Here is an 18,789-nt window from a genome sequence, read left to right as displayed (position 1 = left end):
TATTTTCTAAGGGGGAAACAATAATGCCAGCAAAAACAGGAGAGCAATATATTAAAAGAGTTGATAATGCACAGGCAAATATATGGATTGATGGCAAACAAGTAGAAGGAAAGATTTCTGAACATCCAGCTTTTAAAGGAGTTATGAAAACTCAGGCAGAACTTTACGATTTGCAACATGATCCAGACAAAAAGGATTACATGACATATGTATCTCCAACAACTGGAGAACGGGTAGGTACATCTTTTATTCAGCCAAAAACAAAAGAAGAATTGGTGACACGTCGCAAAATGATGCAAGAATGGGCGAAATATAATGGTGGCATGATGGGACGTTCCCCTGATTACATTAATGTCGGGATGATGGCGTATGGTTCAGCTGCAGAAATGTTTGGAAAGCAAGACTCCATCTATGCCGAAAACATGGCCAACTACTACGAGTATTGCCGTGAAAATGATTTATCTTTAACACATACGTTGATTCAGCCTCAAGTCAATAGAGGAGTAAATTCAGCACAGCTTCCAGATCCATATATTGCAGCACGGATTAAAGAGAAAACATCTGAAGGGGTCGTTATTAAAGGGGCAAGATTACTGGCTACTCAAGGTGGTATTACGGATGAAATCATGGTATTCCCATCTACTTTGTTAAAACAATCAGCTGAAGAAAATCCATATGCATTTGCATTTTCTATTCCTAATAACACACCGGGCTTAAAATTTATTTGTCGAGAATCTTTTGATTATGGGAAGTCTCATTTCGACCATCCGCTAGGATCTCGCTTTGAAGAAATGGATACCATTGTTGTGTTTGATGATGTTGTCGTTCCGTGGAATCGGGTCTTTGCCCTTGGTGATGTTAGTGTGTGTAACCAGGCTTACAATGAAAGTAATGCAGTTGTTCATATGACACATCAAGTTGTATCAAAAAATATCGCGAAAACAGAGTTTGTACTTGGTATTCTTCAATTAATGGCAGAGACAATTAATATTGGCCAATACCAACATATACAGGAGAAAATCTCTGAGGTAATTCTTGCACTTGAAACGATGAAAGCATATGTCGTTGCTTCCGAAGCAAATGCAAAAGTGGATAGATGGGGAACTATGACACCTGAATTTTCACCGTTAAATGCAGCACGTCATTACTTCCCGAAAATTTACCCTCGCTTTACAGAAATTATGCAATTAATGGGTGCAAGTGGCTTAATGGCGATTCCATCAGAATCAGACTTCAATTCTGAAATTCGTCCGGATCTTGATAAGTATTTACAATCAGCCACAGGGGATGCCTATGATCGTGTGAAACTTTATCGTTTGGCATGGGATGTATGTATAAGTTCATTCGGTACTCGACAAACACTTTATGAGCGCTTCTTCTTCGGTGATCCAGTTAGAATGGCAAGTACGCTTTATAACGGGTATGACAAACAGGAATATGTTGATCGTGTAAAAGAATTTTTGAATCGATCAGAAGCGTTAGTTAAAAAATAACTAATTAATTGACTAAGGGAGAGGACGAGTATGGATTTCAATATCATTCGTATTGCCAGAACTGTTATTAATGTGAAGGATTTAGACCGTTCAAAAGATTTTTATGTAAAAGCGCTCGGCATGATTGAAACAGAAACAAAGGACAACTGTGTTTATTTAAGAGGGCTTGAAGAGCATACACACCACAGCTTGGTTCTCAAAAAGTCCGAGACGTTAGGGGTACACGCACTCGGTTATAAAGTAGGAAAAGAAGAAGATCTTGACCGTCTGGCTGAATTGTTTCAAGCAAAAGGCTTAAAAACAAAGTGGCTTAAGGAAGGAACTCAGCATGCTCTTGGGCGTGCACTGCATGTACATGATATTTCAGGGATGCCTCTTGAATTTTTCTGCAAGATTGAAAAAGCAGAGCGCTTACTTCAGCGCTACGATCTATACAGCGGGGCACGAATTCAGAGGATTGACCACGTAAACTGTGCTGTACCGGATGTAGAAAAAGCTTACAACTTTTTTATCAACGAATTAGGCTTTGCGTGTTCTGAATATACAACTATAGAAGATGGAAGTATCTGGGCTGCGTGGCTCCACCGCAAACAGACCGTGCATGATCAAGCCTTTATGAACGGAGATGGTCCGCGTCTTCATCACTTTGCTTACTGGCTACCGGATCCACTTGCTCTAATCCACTGCTGCGATGTTTTAGCTTCTCTTGGCTATTCAGAGAACATTGAAAGAGGTCCAGCACGCCACGGCTTATCCAACGCGTTCTTCTTGTATTTAAGAGATCCAGATGGATATCGCATTGAGCTGTATAACGGAGATTACTTAACAAGTGACAATGACTTCGAACCAATTCGATGGGATTTAAATGACCCACGTCGTCAAACATTGTGGGGTGCAAAAGCACCGGACAGTTGGTTTAATGAAACATCTCCGTTTTTAGATATTGAAACGAATGAACAAATTCAATCAAAGGCACCAAACCTTGCACAGCGCAAACCAGAACTTGTTATTTAAATAAAGAGAATGGAGGAATTTCAATGGATGATCGTACATTTCGAGATGCGATGGGTAAATTTGCAACCGGCGTAACAGTTATTACAACGGACATTGATGGAGAGCCTCATGGCATGACAGCAAATGCCTTCATGTCAGTGTCGCTAAACCCGAAACTCGTACTAATATCGATTAAAGAAAATGCAAAGATGTTGGATAAAATTAACCGCTCCGGTAAATTTGCGGTGAATATTTTATCGGAAGATCAGCAAGAAGTTTCGATGTTATTCGCTGGCCAGATCAAAGAAAAGCGTGAAACAGAATTTGATCAGCTAAACGAAATCTCTGTAGTAAAGGATGCACTGGCTAACATTGTATGTAATGTATATGGAAAGCAAGTAGCTGGTGACCATACGCTGTTCCTTGGAGAAGTAGAAGATATTGTCCTTCGTGAAGGAAATCCTCTGACATTCTTTGCAGGAAAATATGGCCAGATCGCTGCACCGCAGTTAACTTAACATAAAAGGAGAGGGCAAACGATGGAGACAATTACTATCAAAAGTTCAATTGATAAATCAACGTTCACTGAAATGGAAGCTTGTGTTTTGGCTCTTGGTTTTTTTGATGGCGTTCACATCGGTCATCAAAGAATTCTTGAAACAGCAAAACGAATTGCTATGCAAAAACAATGCGCCTTTGGTGTTATGACCTTTTATCCGCACCCAAAAGATATACTCTTTCCTCATATGGAGCCAATGACTTATTTAACTCCGCTTCCTTTGAAAGAAGATCGATTTGAAAAGTTGGGTGTTGAGAAGTTATTTGTTGTTGAGTTTAGCCCTGAGTTTGCCCGTCTTTCTCCTAATGATTTTGTTGAACAATACATTTTAGGACTTGGATGTATACATGTTGTAGCGGGCTTTGATTATCAATATGGCTATAAAGGACTCGGTAATATGAAAACGTTATCGGAGTATATCCCCGGAAATTTGGAAGTAACGACTGTTCCAAAGATCCAACATGATGATGAAAAAATTAGCTCAACAGCAATCCGAAAATTGCTTGATGAAGGTCATATGCAAAAGATTCCTATGTACCTTGGTGATTTTTATGAAGTTAGTGGAGAAGTGAATCAAAGTTCCCTTTTTTATAAAAATCATCAATTTCTTAAATTAATAGTAAAAAACAGCTACCGAATGCCTAAACTTGGTATTTACCATATTCAAGTTGAAATAGACGGTCATAATTATGATGGAACCTGCCACCAAATATCTATAAATGAGCAACACACTTCATTATTAATACAACTAAAAGATTGTTCTGTAGACCCATACAAGAAGCGCATTAAGGTAAAGTGGCTAGATTATAAATATGGCAAGCAGAATGAGTCATACGGAATGAATGAATACATGAAAAATGATGAGCTAGTAATCTAAATAATAGTGGGCTATAACAGAAAGGAGTAGAATATGAATTTAAAAGTGCAAGCAAGAAAGAAAAACTTATTCATTGATGGTAAATGGAAAGAAGCCACTGAACATGCATCTCTAACATCTCCATACTCTGGAGATGTTATTGCATATATTCCTAAGGCTAATGAAAAAGAAGTGAATGAGGCAATTGAAGCTGCATTTCGTGCAAAAACTGTAATGGCTAAAATGCCAGCTCACGAACGTGCAGCGATTTTGGAACGTTTGGTAGCTTTGTTTGAGAAGCGTTTAAATGAAGCTGCAGAAATTATCGCTTTAGAAGCAGCTAAACCAATTGCCACTGCAATCGATGAAGTGAAACGGACAATACAAACGTATAAGTTTGCAGCTGAAGAAGCAAAGCGAATTCACGGAGAAACACTTCCATTGGATGCTGCACCAGGTGGAGAAAAACGAGTAGCATATACGGTATGTGAACCTATTGGGGTTATTGGAGCGATTACTCCATTTAATTTCCCGATGAATTTAGTAGCCCATAAAGTAGGGCCTGCCATTGCCGCAGGAAATACAATTGTATTAAAACCAGCAAGTCAAACTCCACTATCTTCTTTCTTTTTAGCAGAGTTGTTACAGGAGGCTGGTATACCTAATGGAGCACTTAATGTTATTACTGGAAGCGGAAGAGTCGTAGGGGATAAAATCGTGACCGATGATAGAATTGCAGCTATTACATTTACGGGGAGCCCAGCTGTTGGAATTGGTATTCGAAACAAAGCAGGGCTGAAGCGTGTGACATTAGAACTGGGTTCAAATGCTGCCGTTATTATTGATAAAGGAATCGATATTGATTCAATTATTAATCGTTGTGTGAAGGGAGCCTTTTCTTTCCAAGGTCAAGTATGTATATCAGTACAACGAATTTATATTCATGAGAGTTTGTACGAAACATTTGTGCAAAAATTCGTTGAAGCAACTGAACAACTCAAAATTGGTGACCCGTTAGATCCACGTACGGATGTTTCAGCGCTTATTTCAAAAGAAGATGTGGAACGTACTTTAGATTGGATTCATGAGGCGAAACAACATGGAGCAGAAGTAGCAACTGGGGGGATCGCAAAAGGGAATATTCTACTGCCAACGGTATTATTAAATGCAGAGTCTTCTTTAAAAGTTTCGTGTCAAGAAGTGTTTGCTCCAATTGTTATCATCAATAAAGTTCAAGCTGTAGAGGAAGCAATTGAGCAAGTAAATGATTCACGATATGGTCTCCAAGCGGGAATCTACACGGATAATGTTCATACAGCGTTAACTGCAGCTGAAAACCTTCAGGTTGGAGGCGTAATGATTAATGACATTCCAACGTTTCGTGTAGACAACATGCCTTATGGAGGTGTGAAGGAAAGTGGAGTTGGAAGAGAAGGAATAAAATATGCTGTAGAGGAAATGACAGAGCTAAAACTAGTGGTTTTTAATAGAAATTAAAAATCGAAGAATTAGAAGCATTTAAGAACCCTATTAAATTATTAGGAAAGAGGTGCTATCAATTTGGAGCTAGTAAAAGAACAGAGTAGTGTAAAAAAAGACATCGAACAACAAGACAACAAACAAATAGATTATGACAAAATTTTCGCTTCGGAGGATTTTAAACAACTACTTTTATATAAGAAAAAGTTTATTATTCCATATACAATTTTTTATTTGGTTTATTCACTAGCTTTACCATTCCTAGCCTTGTTTACAAATATACTAAATGTCCAAGTAATAGGAGACATTACGTTGGCGTGGGTTTACGGTATTTCAATTATCTTTATGTCATTTGCGGTATGTAGTGTTTATGTAAAGAAGTCTGCTGAACTTGACGAAAAGGTAAAGCAAATCTTAGTAAAAGAGGGGCTGTAGAAATATGGGGTGGGATATTATTCTTCTTTTTGTACTCATGTCAATAGGGGTACTTTTCATTACGTACTATGCCTCCAAAAAAACAAAAACGGCAGGTTCTTTTTACACAGCTGGAGGTGGTCTGACTGCTAGGCAAAATGGTCTTGCTTTAGCTGGAGACTTTATGTCTGCATCTACCTTTTTGGGATTAATTGGAGCCTTTTCTTTAACGGGGTATGACGGATTTTTCCTCATGTACGGTGCTCTTGTTTCTTTTCTTGTCATTTTATTTTTAGTAGCAGAACCATTAAGGAATCTTGGGAAATATACGTTAGGTGATATGATTACTGCTCGATTTAGGTTTAAACAAGTACGAGGTGTAACTGCCTTCAATACAATAATCATCTCCGTTTTTTATATGCTTGGACAGCTTGTTGCTGCAGGAGCGTTATTCAAATTATTATTAGGTATTCCGTATAATACTTCAGTCCTTATTGTTGGTATTGCTATGTTAGCTTTTGTTTTGTTTGGAGGAATGACCGCAACAAGCTGGGTTCAAATTATTAAAGCCATTCTTTTAGTAGGTGGAACCTTTATTATGTTTGTAATGGTTATGTGGAAATTTAATTTTAATTTTATTGGCATTTTTACTGATATGAAAACAGCCACTCCTTTTGGAATCGATTTCTTAAACCCAGGTTTAAAATATAAAAACGGCTGGGATGCAGCTTCTGTAACACTTGGGCTCATTCTTGGAACAGCGGGTCTACCCCATGTATTAGTTCGCTTTTTAACTGTACCTAATGCTCAGGTTGCCAGAAAGTCAGTTGTTTGGCTTATGTGGATCATGGGACTCTTCCACATTATGGTCATCTTCCTTGGGTTTGGAGCAGCAAAACTAGTTGGAACTTCGAATATTATAGAGGCTAACCCAGCAGGCAATATGGCAGCGCCATTATTAGCAAAGTTTATTGGCGGAGATTTTATGTTTGCTTTCATTTCTGCGGTTTCTTTTGCTACTATTCTCGCAGTAGTTGCTGGAATTGTGGTTACGGGAGCAACAGCATTTTCCCATGACATTTATAACGAAATTTTAAAAGACGGGAAAGCAACCGAAAAACAGCAAATGTTTATGGTACGTCTTGCATCGATTTTCATCACTGTTATCGCCATTGCCTTATCACTATTTCTTCAAAATTTTAATGTTGCCTTTCTATCATCCATCGCTCTAACATTAGCAGCGAGTTCGAATTTACCGGTTATTTTATTAACTATTTTTTGGAGAAAATTCAACAAAACTGGAGCAATCTTTGGGATGCTTATAGGATTAATTAGCACAATTGGTCTGGTTATGTTAAGTCCAAATGTTTGGAATCTGGAACCAGGTGTAGCCTTATTTACTGGTAATCCTATTTTCCCTCTTGCATCACCAGGAATTGTTTCTATACCGTTAGGTTTCTTAGGCTGCTATATTGGTACATTTATAGGGGCCCGTAAGACAAAAAATGTAGAGGATAATTTTCCAGAAATCATCGTTAAGTCGACTATAGGTAATGATGTTAAAGGTGTAGTTAATCATTAGTGTTTAAGTAATCATCAGTTGAATTTACGAGTTTATAAGAGGAGTGAATAGTTATGAGTAAGGCAATCATTAAATATAGTGAAACCCTTCACACAGAAGAAGTGGAGGTAGATCCTCAAAGCAATACAATCATTCTTGATGATAGAAATTTAACAGTAGAGCAGTCCTCTTTGGAGGCGCCAATTTCGGGAACAGTATATGGAACTTTATTAAATTATAGTGGCGAGCTTAAGGCATTAGGTTCCTCTTTAACGAAAGAACCTTATAAACAGCCTCCCAAAGCGCCTGTCTTATATATAAAACCGGTGAACACCATTACTGGATTTAACTCTTCAATTCCATTACCCGAGGATACATCTCATCTGCAAATAGGTGCCTCATTAGGCATTGTCATTGGGAAAAATGCTACGCGTATAACAGAAGAAAAAGCTTTAGATCATGTATTAGGATACACCATTGTAAATGATGTGAGTATTCCACATGAGAATTTTTATCGTCCAGCTATTAAACAAAAAGCGAGAGATAACTTTTGCCCTGTAGGTCCATGGATTATTGAACGTGATGCAATCTCTGACCCTAATAAGTTGGCGATTACTGTATTCGTTAACGACGAATTAAAACAAAAGAATACAACGACCAATTTAATTCGTCCTGTATCAAAATTGATTTCTGAAATTTCTGGATTTATGACGCTGTATGAGGGAGATGTTTTACTCGTTGGAGTACCTGAAAATCCCCCGCTTGTTAAAGAGGGAGATCGGGTACGAATTGAAATTGATGGAATCGGTTATTTAGAAAATACAGTTAAATGAGAATCTTATTGTTTTGTAAAGGAGCGCAATTATTATGAAACATGCACGTGTAGTATTTCAGGACGTCATTCATCATGCAATTGAAACAAATGATGGTCACCTGAAACTAGATAATGGACAAATTGTTTCTGAGGAGGAAGTGGTCTGGCTACCACCTGTCCAACCTAGAACCGTTTTTGCTTTAGGATTAAATTATGCAAATCATGCAAAGGAACTTGCTTTTGAAGCACCAACAGAACCTTTAGTTTTTCTAAAAGGTCCGAATACTTTTATTGGTCATCGAGGTCTGACTTACCGACCGGCTGAGGCTACCAATATGCATTATGAATGTGAACTTGCAGTTGTCATTGGGCGTTCCGGGACTAACATTAAACGTGAAGATGCTTATGATTATGTAGCAGGATATACCGTTGCAAATGATTATGCCATCCGTGATTATTTAGAAAACTATTATCGTCCGAACTTAAAAGTAAAGAATAGAGATACTTGTACACCAATCGGTCCATGGCTGGTCGATGCAAAAGATATTGAAGATCCTATGAATCTTACATTGCGTACTTATGTAAATGGAAAAGTTACTCAGGAAGGCACAACGAAAGATATGATTTTTAGTATTCCACATTTAATTGAATATTTAAGTAGTTTTATGACATTAAATAAAAACGACATTATCCTTACTGGTACGCCTGAGGGCCTAGTTGATACAAAGGAAGGAGATGAAGTTATTACTGAAATTGAAGGAGTGGGACGACTAGTAAATACCGTTATTAGTGAAAAACATTTCTTAAGAATTGAAAGTGATAACGCTATTTTTAGTCAATGAAAGGGATGAAAACATGCCGCATTTTATTGTTGAGTATACCGATAACATAAAGAAAGAAGCAGACATTCCGAATTTACTTAAAAAAGTGAATGATGTTTTGATTAGCCGTAGTCATCTTTTTCCGATTGGAGGAATTCGATCAAGAGCCATTGAACTTCAAGATTACCGAGTAGCAGATGGAGCAGAAGATGATGCGTTTGTTCATGCTATATTAAAAATTGGGGCGGGAAGATCGCCTAAAAATAAGAAAGAAACTTGTGACGAACTATTCGAAGTAATCAAGGATCATTTTACTGATCTATTTACTAGGCGATATTTGGCATTATCTATGGAATTGATTGAATTCAGTGAGGAAGGTACTTACAAGTATAACAATATTCATAAGCGTTTTAAAAAGTAAGAGGGCTGAAAGTCAATCTGCGTTTAAGGTAATAGATTGATTGTGAAAAAATAACAGAAGTTATAGAAGCGCCATCTATGTTATTGATCAGAACTTTTGCATTTGCATAGGATAAATAAGAAACAATGATTGAATCTGTTTTATAAGGGTAGGTCCGCTTTTTACAATAAAAAATAATTCATACCGCTTACAATTTAGCTTACAACGCGTTAAGTATAGATGTTCATTTCAGGAAGGGGACTTTAAATGACAAAGAATCTGGCTTTAGATGTGAACTGCATTGAATGGGCAAGTAAAATAAATAAAAGTTATATTGGAGGTCAATGGGTAGAGGGGAGTAGTAAAAGAACTTATGCAATAAAAGATCCATATGATCAGTCAACAATTACAACTGTAGAGTTAGCGAATGTAGAGCAAATAAAAGATGCTTATCACAAAGCTAAAGTAGCACAAAAGGAATGGGCTAAATCTACCCCAGAACAAAGAAAAGAGGTTTTAACGAAAGCATTAGATTACTTAGAGAAAAATAAAGAGCATATTTTGGAATTAATTACACGTGAAACAGGTGGAACACTACTTAAAGCTCATATTGAGTTTGGCTTTGGGGTTAGTGACATAAAAGATGCTATTAATATGGTTGATGAAATATATACACCCAAAAATTATGCATCTACAACACCAGGAAAGGTTAGCCGTGTATATCGATTACCTTTAGGTGTTATTACGTCCATCACACCTTTTAACTTTCCATTTAACATGGCAACAAGAACAATTTTCCCTGCCATTGCTCTCGGGAACAGTGTTGTTCATAAGCCAGATCTCCAAGTTGGAATAGTTGGTGGACAAGTTTTTGCAAAGGCTTTCGAAGAAGCAGGACTTCCTGCTGGAGTGTTTAATTCAATTTTAACTGACCTTCAAGAGTCAGGAGATGAATTCCTGTTAAATACGAATTCTTCGTTTATCAGTTTTACAGGATCAACGGCTGTAGGAAAACATATTAATAAGGTAACAGGCGGAACATTAAAACAAATGGCATTGGAACTTGGAGGCAATAATCCTTTAATAGTTTTAAGAGATGCCGACGTTGAACAAGCAGTGAAAGCCGCTATCTTTGGGAAGTTTTTGCATAGTGGCCAAATCTGTGCGATTACAAACCGAATTATTGTTAATAGAGATATTTATGATGAATTTGTTACTAAATACGTAGAAAAAGTAAAGGGGTTAACAGTAGGAGACCCTAAGGATCCTAACACAATTATTGGACCTGTTATAAGTGAAAAACAAGCTGATAAAATCATGGACTTAGTTAATAAAGCAAAGGAATGTGGATTAAAAGTTGCCGTAGAAGGTGTCCGTACAGGGAATGTTATTTCTCCGTTTGTATTTGTTGATGTACCTAATGATTCAAGTCTTGCTACTTGTGAAATCTTCGGTCCTGTGGCACAAATTATTCCGGCTGAAAGTGATGAAGAGGCCATTCGTTTTGCTAATGACACGGAATATGGATTATCCTCTTCCATTATTACTAGTGACTTAGAAAGAGGGGAAAGATTAGCCCTTGAGATTGAATCTGGTACAACACATATAAATGATATGCCTGCAGTGCTAGAAGGAAATGTTCCATTTGGTGGAGTGAAACAAAGTGGGATTGGGCGTTTTGGATATGAGTGGATTGTAGAGGAGTTTACTGTTGTGAAATGGGTATCTGTACAGACGAGTAAATTAGATTATCCGTTTTAGGATTGTAGCGAAATTTAAATTACAGATTTTCCGAACTTGGTTTCATCTAGAATGGGCTTCCTCGTTCGGAAAATCTGTAAACAGAGAGCCAGAGAGTAGAAGTAGATAAGGATCAACCCTTAATGTAAGAAAAGTAGTAAACTGTTGATTTAGCTGTTATTTGATTAATCGAGGAAATAATCAAATATTAAGCATTAATTTGTAAGCGTTTACTAATTTGTGGTGAAGGGGGTATAAAGTGATTAGTTCTTTAAATTCCAAAATAATTAGTTACTTGCCGTCTCAGCCTGACTTTGAATTTCAGACAGATTACTATACTGAACAAAAAGTAAGAATTAAACCAAAACAACCATCTATTCTGTTTTACCAATTTAAAATGGGAGAGGAAAGTAGTCAAATTTCCGTTATCCCAGATGGGTGTATCGATATTCTCATTAATTGTGATCAGCACTACGGTAATATTTGTGGAAGCGTTACTAAAAGTAGAGTGATTAACCTTCTCCCAAACAGTACATACTTTGGGATTCGTTTTCTACCATGCCTAGATATTAAGAAATTCGGTATAAAAGACCTTACAGATAAAGAAGTTTCCTTAAATGAAATGTTTCCTGTAAATACGAATATCATAGAAAAGGTAGTAACCGACGAAAGTTTTACGGAGAGAGTCAATATATTCAATGAAATATTGAGAAGTCAAATTTTTGAAATTGACAAATCATCAAAGCTAATAAAACAAGCATTATATAATATATACGAGAAAAGAGGTAATATTACCATAGCTCAACTTGCAGAAGAAGTAGGATATTCAACTAGATATTTAAGAAAACTATTTGAAGACCATATTGGAATTTCCCCAAAATTATTTAGCCAAATAGTAAGGTTCCAATCATCACTAAATATGCTTCTAAGGACAACCCATTATACGTTAAATGATGTTATTTATGAGAATGGTTATTATGACCAAGCCCATTTGATTCATGAGTTTCGGAATTTCGGAAACATGACACCTTATCAATTAACTGGGCAAAAAAGCTGCCTGAAAACCAGCTAAATAATATTTGTATAGCAAAGAGGCTGGGACAAAAAGAAAAAATGTTAGACCGATTGCATTGGTCTAACATTTTTTTGATTTAGGAAGGAACACTCTACTCATTGAAGCGAAAAAGTTATTATCTGTTTTCGCTATTTTTCAAAATAATCGAGTTCTGTCCCAGCCTCTTTTTACGTGCGCCTGGCATGAGTATATTGGAATAGTTTTGGTGTAAAATTTAGAATGTTCCGATTTTTACAATATTAAATAATCTTAAACTGATAATCTGAAATTAATATAAAGAATGCTTATTGTTCCTACTACAGTTTGAAGGAAAAAATGGCAATTAACAAAAGAGGGGGGTCAGATGAATGACGAAATAACAACTGTTTATTAATGGTGATTGGGTTGAGGCTATGTTAGGCAGAACGTTTGAGTCTATTAACTCAAAATCTGAAATGTACAGTTAGACTAAGCATGCCTAGGTTGACTTGAATGAAATGGTTTGAATATGGAGGATAACGCTTTGTGTAAATACAAAAAAATACAATAACGCCAATGGGGGTAGGGATTATAGAAACACAAAAATCAATAGCGAACATTCAAATTTTATCAGATGGACAAAGCCTAAAAAGAAGTTTAAAGATGCGTGATTTAGTTATTTTTGGTCTTGGCTTTATGGCACCAGTTGCAGCGATGTCAATGTTTGGAATTATCACATTGGTATCTCAGGGCCATTCTGTCCTCTCATATGTTCTTGGTTTTGTTGCAATGTTATTTACGGCGAACAGTTTCGGTAAAATGGTTGAAGCTTACCCAGTTGCGGGCTCAACCTATACCTACGCCCATAAAGCGCTACACCCTAAAATAGGTTTTATAGCTGGATGGGGAATGCTCCTTGATTATCTGTTGATACCCATGTTAACTTTTTTAATCAGTGCAAGTTTTGCAAACGCTCTTGTACCAAGCATTCCAGTTTGGGGCTGGGTGCTCATTTTCGCTATCCCAATCACGATTGTAAATATGATTGGAATTGATATAGCAGCTAAGTTGAACTTAGTTTTAGTGCTCCTCATGATTATCGCGGTGATTGCCTTTGTTTTCAGCGCAAGTCACTTTATTATAACAGGCGATTTAGCTTTTATAAACTATAAGGCAATTTATGATGGTGATTCATTTTCAATAGGAGCGGTTATTGGTGGGGCAGCTATTGTGATTGTCGCTTACCTAGGTTTTGATGCTATAACAACCTTGGCCGAAGAGACGAACGTAGGGGGGAATAAAATTGGTTTGGCCATTTTGTTTACCTGTGTCATTCAAACAGTATTTTATGTTTCCGTAACTTATTTAGCAGTGATTCTTGTAGGAAACTATTTAGCTATTGATAATCCCGACACAGCCTTCTTCAACGTTTTAGAGACTATAGGGGGCGGGTTCCTCCAGAATTATATTACACTTACGATTATCGCATCTGGAATTGCGAGTGCCTTAGCAAGCCAATCAGCTTCAAGTCGTCTGCTCTTGGGGATGGGGCGTGACAATGTCATCCCTCGAAAATTTTTTAGCTATATTCATCCAAAATATAAAACACCGGTTAATAATATTTTATTAATGTCAATCATCGGAATTATTGGTGCAGTATCTTTGAATCTGCAAATTGTATCCGACTTAGTTGCATTTGGTGGATTATTAGGATTTGCTTTCGTGAATGTTTGTGTAATTAATCATTACTATTTAAAAAATAAGCAAAAAAATATCGTTAAATATTTGATTATTCCGTTAATAGGGATGTTGGTTTGTCTTTATATTTTATGGGGGCTTTCAACAACCGGAAAAATAGTTGGATTTACCTGGATGGGGATTGGTGCTTGTTATTTCGCGATTCGATCCTTGTATTCAAAAGAATCAAAGAAACTCTTAACAGATATAGAAGGGCAGAAAATTAGTTAAATAAACGAACAATGCTTAATAGTATTTGTCTAATAAAGGAGGAATAAAATATGCAATTCGTTACAAAGAGGAAAAACCTAAGTAAATTAGAATTATCAGAACTTGATAAAAAACATTATTTGCATCCAACAACACCACCAAGAGCTCATTATTTATCGGGGCCTTCAACAATCTTTACAGAAGGCAAAGGAATTTATCTGAAAGACATAGAGGGGAAAGAGCGTATTGATGGGGTTTCGATGCTTTGGAATGTTAACCTTGGCTACGGGAATGAAGAGCTTGCTGAGGTAGCAAAACAGCAGATGTTAAAACTTTCATACAGCTCTTCATTCAGCGGACAATCCAACGAGCCCGCTATCCTTTTAGCACAGAAAGTGGCCTCATTAGCACCTGGTGATTTGAATGTTTGCTTCTTCACATCGGGAGGCTCGGAATCTAATGATACTGCATTTAAACTAGCGCGTTTTTATTGGAAAGTAAAAGGTCAGCCAGAGAAAACTAAAATTATTTCCCTTGAACAATCATTCCATGGGGTTACAGTAGGAGCTACAAGTGCTACCGGAATTGAGGGATTCAACAAATTTACGACTTCCAATGCTCCGAACTTCCTTACTGCTGCAGCGCATGTTCTAAATGCAGAACTTGGTGACAAAACTGATCCAAATTACGCGCGTTCTATTCGTGGGATAATTGAATCAGAAGGATCCGACACCATAGCTGCTGTCATTCTGGAGCCAATTCAAGGCGCAGGCGGGGTAAGGTTCCCACCTGACGGATATCTTCAAGCTGTTCGCGAACTTTGCGACGAACACAACATTTTGCTTATTGCAGATGAGGTGATTTGTGGGTTTGGTAGAACCGGAAAGACCTTTGGTGTTGATAATTGGAACATTGTACCTGATTTTCTTTGTGTTGCAAAAGGAATCTCAAGTGGGTACGCACACCTAGGTGCCGTAATTATGAGAGAGCAGGTAAGAGAAGCATTTATTCAATCCGATGAAATGATGTTCCATGGCTTCACATATAGTGGACATCCAATGGCTTGCGCAGTTGGCTTGAAGACACTTGAGATATTAGAAAGGGATCAAATTGTTGAGAATAGTAGACTTCGCGGTGAAGAATTATTAAAAGGACTTAAGTATCTTGAAAGCAGTCATAAACATATAACGCATGTAAGAGGACTTGGTCTACTTGCCGGTATTGAGCTAGTTAAAGATCCTGAAAACGGCATCTCATTTGATCCGTCGATACACGCCGCAGCTCTGTATACAGATATATGCATGGACTTAGGGCTGCAATTACGTTACTTCGATTGGAAGGGAACAAATACGGTTGCTCTTGCCCCACCGCTAATTATTACAAGCCAACAGGTTGAAGAGATTATTAACAGAATGTCTGAGGCTTTTAAAAGGTTTGAAAAACAAATTTAATTTACGCTAGCAAAATGATATGTACCGAATAGGATTTCTTTATTAGGCTCTCTCGTTTAAGCACCCGTAATTCTGTGGTGCAGTATCGTAAAACTACTTTACTTTAGGTGAGCAATGTGAGTTTCTTATAGATTAAAGGTGGTAATACGAGATGAATCGTCCTTTTGGTAAATCCAAAGGGGCGTTTTTTATTTCTTTGTTTCTTATAGGCCTTGCAATATTAGGAATAATATTGCAAGGCTTGTTAGTGTGTTTGGAATGATTCCAAAATACATAAAGGTCATGCACCTCGACTATATATTATTGTTTGTTCGATTTAGCTCCTACATGTTAGCTTAAATTAGTGACATGACGTCCTTTTTATTTAAACCTTACATAATTCTTAAAAAATATTGTTAATAGTACATGTGTTAAAAAATTCTACCACAAATATGTGGAATGTTAACTTACTCATTCAGTGAGGGTACAATATTAATAAATATAGAAATGAAAAGATGAATAGTAAGAGAATTAAATGATGATAATAATTGTCCTAACCTAGCACTTTGTATCTATATAAGGTTTTCATAGTAGTTGGATAGCTACATGCACCATGACGAGAGCTTGATTTTTTGTTCAAAGCATAGAGGACATTTGCTAATCCTATGAAAGATCCTTTTTTAAATAGTAATGCTTATAATCTCTTCCGACATTGTCCAATGTACCATAGATTTCATATCCATGATTTTGATAAAAATCTAAAGCCTGAAAACTTAAAGTATCTACCTTTATGAAATCACAATCGTTATTTATAGCAATTTGTTCAATTTCTAACAATAATTTAGACCCATACCCTAATCCGCGAAGATACTCATCAATCATAAGTGTATGTATCTCTAACCAATTCCAGCAAATTTCTCCCAGAATGCCTCTCACAAATTTGACCTTCTTCATCTGTAAGAAATAAGTTGATTTCTTGATATTTGCCCCTTAAATCATTTGGAAAATGCTTTAGATTATATTCATATAGCTTGTTATTAATATAATATTTTTTGCCTGCATCTAGTTCTTGTGAAATTTTGTATTGCATAAATTATTCCTCCTCTTTTATATTTGGAAATGTTTGCTTCCAAATCATATGGTGACTGTTTTCACCCCAATAATGCTCAAGTAAAAAATCTGGCTTGCCAAATTTTTTCTGCCAAATCAATTGTGCCTGTTTATAACCACTATCTAAACAAAAGCCTCTACTATTTTTACTCTCTAGCGTAGTTAACATTTGTTGAAGTAACATCGTTCCTATACCTCGATTTTGATAGTTAGGGTGCACAAAAACCGTCCCGATCTCAGGAAAGTCTGTTAAATCTTCCTGGACGTTTTTTTGAATTAATTCATTCGCGATACCATACTCTATGGTTCCTACAATTTTCTTTGTTTCTGCGTGAATGGCTAACCAGAAAAATCGTTCCTCACCTTGGCTATCACAATCTAATTTTAAATAATGTTTTTTTATTTCCCATTCATTTTTTTGCTCGTCATATAGCTCTGCAAGACCTTCCTTTGTATATGTATCGGCAATAACAAGTAAAAAAAACTTATGCAACTCTTCAGTGTCTGTTGATTGGGGGCGTCTAATAATAATTCTCTCCAAATGTCATCCTCCATTCCAAGTGGCTGTAATATTATTGTAAATTTATTGAACGAAAAAGTTAAGTGGATTATGATAGCCAATTACCGAAAAGTTGTAAGATAAGAGGAAGGGGCATTGCTAACCATTTTCTATTACCGATAGTATATAGGTAAATGTGGTTACCATTTTTGGTAAATAAAGAGGTGGATGGTAAAGTGGAATATATTCAAATTACTAGGAACAATATTGAACAGGAGCATATATGTTGTGCACTTGGTGCGAAGCAATACGAGCAAGCGGTAAAAGAAAAGAAAGAATGGCTAATGAACCGCATGGATGAAGGATTGGTTTTTTATCGTCTAAATGATCGGGCAAAGGTGTTTATTGAATATTTACCCGCAAATCAAGCTTGGATTCCTATTGATGCACCGAATTATATGTATATTAATTGCCTATGGGTTTCAGGGAAATACAAAAATCAAAATCACGCTAGACGATTGTTTGAAAAGTGTAAGGAAGATGCACTAGCGCAAGGTATGGATGGCATCGTACATATAGTTGGAAAGAAAAAGCTTCCATTCCTAAGTGATAAGCGTTTTTTTGAGCATTTAGGATTTAAAGTTGTAGATCAAGCAGCGCCTTATTTTCAGCTGGCTGTCTATAAATTTAACGATTGTGTCGAGGATCCTTCATTTAAATTACAGGTGAAAAATCCTATATCTAATAACAGTGGTATTGAGATATACTTCACTACTCAATGTCCTTTTGCAGTAAGTGTTATAGGTGATTTGAAAAATATAGCAGAGAAAAAAAGGTGCATTCCTTTCCATGCCTATCAACTAATGACGAAAGATGAGGCACAGAATGCACCTATCATATGGACTACCTTTGGGCTGCTTTACAATGGTCAGTTTATTACACATGAAATCATGAGTGCAAACAAGTTTGACAAGTTATTAAATACATTATGAGTGGGGGATCTATCTCCTTCTCATAGACTTTAAAATTAGAGCAAATAAACAAGATACCTAATAAGGAACCTATAGTAAACGACCAAGAAAAATAATCGAAAAAGAAGTATGCGATTAATATTGCAAACATATAGCCTATTGCTGAGCCTAGCAATTGCTTTTTAATATTCATCGTTCTCACTCCTGTGTGAAATTTTTAAAAGTTAATATTCTTTATTTATATTTTATACAAATATTGGGTGAATATCCATGTGAATGAAGATTAAGGGAAGGTGGTCATTAGGTTTGAAAATTAGCAAACAGTGTGCAGAACATTATATATGGGGAGATCAATGTGATGGTTGGCATTTAGTTAAGAATAATGATCTCAGTATCATTCATGAGCGTATGCCCGCTAAAACAGCAGAGGTAAATCATTATCATCATCATGCACAACAATTTTTCTTTGTGCTATCTGGAACAGCAACAATTGATATTGACGGAAAATGTATCGTCCTACAGAAGAATGAAGGAATTAAAGTGCCGCCCCTTAAACCACATCAGATGCGAAATGATTCAGAGGAAGATGTAGAGTTTTTAGTCATTTCACAACCAAATAGTAGAGGCGATCGTCTACAACAATAAAGTAACTTTGGTTTTTCTTTCGTT

The 18,789-nt window shown here is 36.6% G+C and carries 17 protein-coding genes and 1 pseudogene; 16 read left to right on the top strand and 2 right to left on the bottom strand.

The annotated features are described in order from the left end of the window. The first annotated feature begins 23 nt into the window (after positions 1–23). The 14 genes from hpaB to BFJ97_RS05520 all read left to right on the top strand — a co-directional run bounded on the left by hpaB (position 24) and on the right by BFJ97_RS05520 (position 15,561). Positions 24–1,493, top strand: a complete 1,470-nt coding sequence (hpaB, locus tag BFJ97_RS05585; protein ID WP_068983665.1) for a 4-hydroxyphenylacetate 3-monooxygenase, oxygenase component — start codon at positions 24–26, stop codon at positions 1,491–1,493. A gap of 30 nt (positions 1,494–1,523) precedes the next feature. Beyond that, the gene (hpaD, locus tag BFJ97_RS05580; protein WP_068983664.1) at positions 1,524–2,507 is read left to right on the top strand and encodes a 3,4-dihydroxyphenylacetate 2,3-dioxygenase; all 984 of its coding nucleotides are present in this window, start codon (positions 1,524–1,526) and stop codon (positions 2,505–2,507) included. Between the two features lie 23 nt (positions 2,508–2,530). Next, positions 2,531–3,004, top strand: coding sequence for a flavin reductase family protein (locus BFJ97_RS05575; protein WP_068983663.1), 474 nt, complete (start codon positions 2,531–2,533; stop codon positions 3,002–3,004). A 21-nt stretch (positions 3,005–3,025) separates the two neighbouring features. Continuing rightward, complete coding sequence (locus BFJ97_RS05570; RefSeq protein WP_068983662.1) at positions 3,026–3,922, top strand: cytidyltransferase; 897 nt, start codon at positions 3,026–3,028, stop codon at positions 3,920–3,922. A gap of 33 nt (positions 3,923–3,955) precedes the next feature. Beyond that, on the top strand, positions 3,956–5,398 hold the full coding sequence (locus tag BFJ97_RS05565) for an aldehyde dehydrogenase family protein (RefSeq protein WP_068983661.1): 1,443 nt from the start codon (positions 3,956–3,958) through the stop codon (positions 5,396–5,398). Positions 5,399–5,461: 63 nt separating this feature from the next. Next, on the top strand, positions 5,462–5,815 hold the full coding sequence (locus BFJ97_RS05560) for a DUF485 domain-containing protein (protein ID WP_175401687.1): 354 nt from the start codon (positions 5,462–5,464) through the stop codon (positions 5,813–5,815). Between the two features lie 4 nt (positions 5,816–5,819). Beyond that, on the top strand, positions 5,820–7,376 hold the full coding sequence (locus BFJ97_RS05555) for a solute symporter family protein (protein ID WP_068983660.1): 1,557 nt from the start codon (positions 5,820–5,822) through the stop codon (positions 7,374–7,376). Between the two features lie 53 nt (positions 7,377–7,429). Beyond that, positions 7,430–8,188 carry a fumarylacetoacetate hydrolase family protein gene (locus BFJ97_RS05550; protein ID WP_068983659.1) on the top strand — a complete coding sequence of 253 codons (759 nt, stop codon included), beginning with the start codon at positions 7,430–7,432 and terminating at the stop codon, positions 8,186–8,188. A gap of 34 nt (positions 8,189–8,222) precedes the next feature. Next, entirely contained in the window at positions 8,223–9,011 is a 789-nt protein-coding gene (locus BFJ97_RS05545; protein ID WP_068983658.1) for a fumarylacetoacetate hydrolase family protein, read from the top strand. Between the two features lie 13 nt (positions 9,012–9,024). Further along, positions 9,025–9,411 carry a 5-carboxymethyl-2-hydroxymuconate Delta-isomerase gene (locus BFJ97_RS05540; protein WP_068983657.1) on the top strand — a complete coding sequence of 129 codons (387 nt, stop codon included), beginning with the start codon at positions 9,025–9,027 and terminating at the stop codon, positions 9,409–9,411. Between the two features lie 246 nt (positions 9,412–9,657). Then, on the top strand, positions 9,658–11,151 hold the full coding sequence (locus BFJ97_RS05535; protein ID WP_139114382.1) for an aldehyde dehydrogenase family protein: 1,494 nt from the start codon (positions 9,658–9,660) through the stop codon (positions 11,149–11,151). Positions 11,152–11,389: 238 nt separating this feature from the next. Continuing rightward, positions 11,390–12,202 carry a helix-turn-helix transcriptional regulator gene (locus BFJ97_RS05530; protein ID WP_068983656.1) on the top strand — a complete coding sequence of 271 codons (813 nt, stop codon included), beginning with the start codon at positions 11,390–11,392 and terminating at the stop codon, positions 12,200–12,202. A 624-nt stretch (positions 12,203–12,826) separates the two neighbouring features. Continuing rightward, the gene (locus tag BFJ97_RS05525; RefSeq protein WP_068983655.1) at positions 12,827–14,131 is read left to right on the top strand and encodes an APC family permease; all 1,305 of its coding nucleotides are present in this window, start codon (positions 12,827–12,829) and stop codon (positions 14,129–14,131) included. A gap of 50 nt (positions 14,132–14,181) precedes the next feature. After that, positions 14,182–15,561 carry an aminotransferase family protein gene (locus BFJ97_RS05520; protein ID WP_068983654.1) on the top strand — a complete coding sequence of 460 codons (1,380 nt, stop codon included), beginning with the start codon at positions 14,182–14,184 and terminating at the stop codon, positions 15,559–15,561. A gap of 642 nt (positions 15,562–16,203) precedes the next feature. Here the strand turns inward: BFJ97_RS05520 and BFJ97_RS05515 are convergent. Both BFJ97_RS05515 and BFJ97_RS05510 read right to left on the bottom strand, forming a co-directional pair. Beyond that, positions 16,204–16,630 (bottom strand): annotated as a pseudogene (locus tag BFJ97_RS05515) (GNAT family N-acetyltransferase). A 3-nt stretch (positions 16,631–16,633) separates the two neighbouring features. Further along, positions 16,634–17,191, bottom strand: a complete 558-nt coding sequence (locus tag BFJ97_RS05510; protein WP_068983653.1) for a GNAT family N-acetyltransferase — start codon at positions 17,189–17,191, stop codon at positions 16,634–16,636. 194 nt (positions 17,192–17,385) lie between these two features. Between BFJ97_RS05510 and BFJ97_RS05505 the strand changes: the two genes are divergently transcribed. Together BFJ97_RS05505 and BFJ97_RS05500 are read left to right on the top strand one after the other, a co-directional pair. Further along, positions 17,386–18,141 (top strand): N-acetyltransferase, encoded by a 756-nt coding sequence (locus BFJ97_RS05505; protein ID WP_068983652.1) that lies wholly within the window; start codon positions 17,386–17,388, stop codon positions 18,139–18,141. Between the two features lie 285 nt (positions 18,142–18,426). Beyond that, entirely contained in the window at positions 18,427–18,765 is a 339-nt protein-coding gene (locus tag BFJ97_RS05500; protein WP_068983651.1) for a cupin domain-containing protein, read from the top strand. Positions 18,766–18,789: the final 24 nt, after the last annotated feature.

Source organism: Lysinibacillus xylanilyticus, assembly GCF_001708185.1.
GTDB classification, from domain to species: domain Bacteria; phylum Bacillota; class Bacilli; order Bacillales_A; family Planococcaceae; genus Lysinibacillus; species Lysinibacillus xylanilyticus_A.
This window is presented reverse-complemented; position numbering and strand designations above follow the sequence as displayed.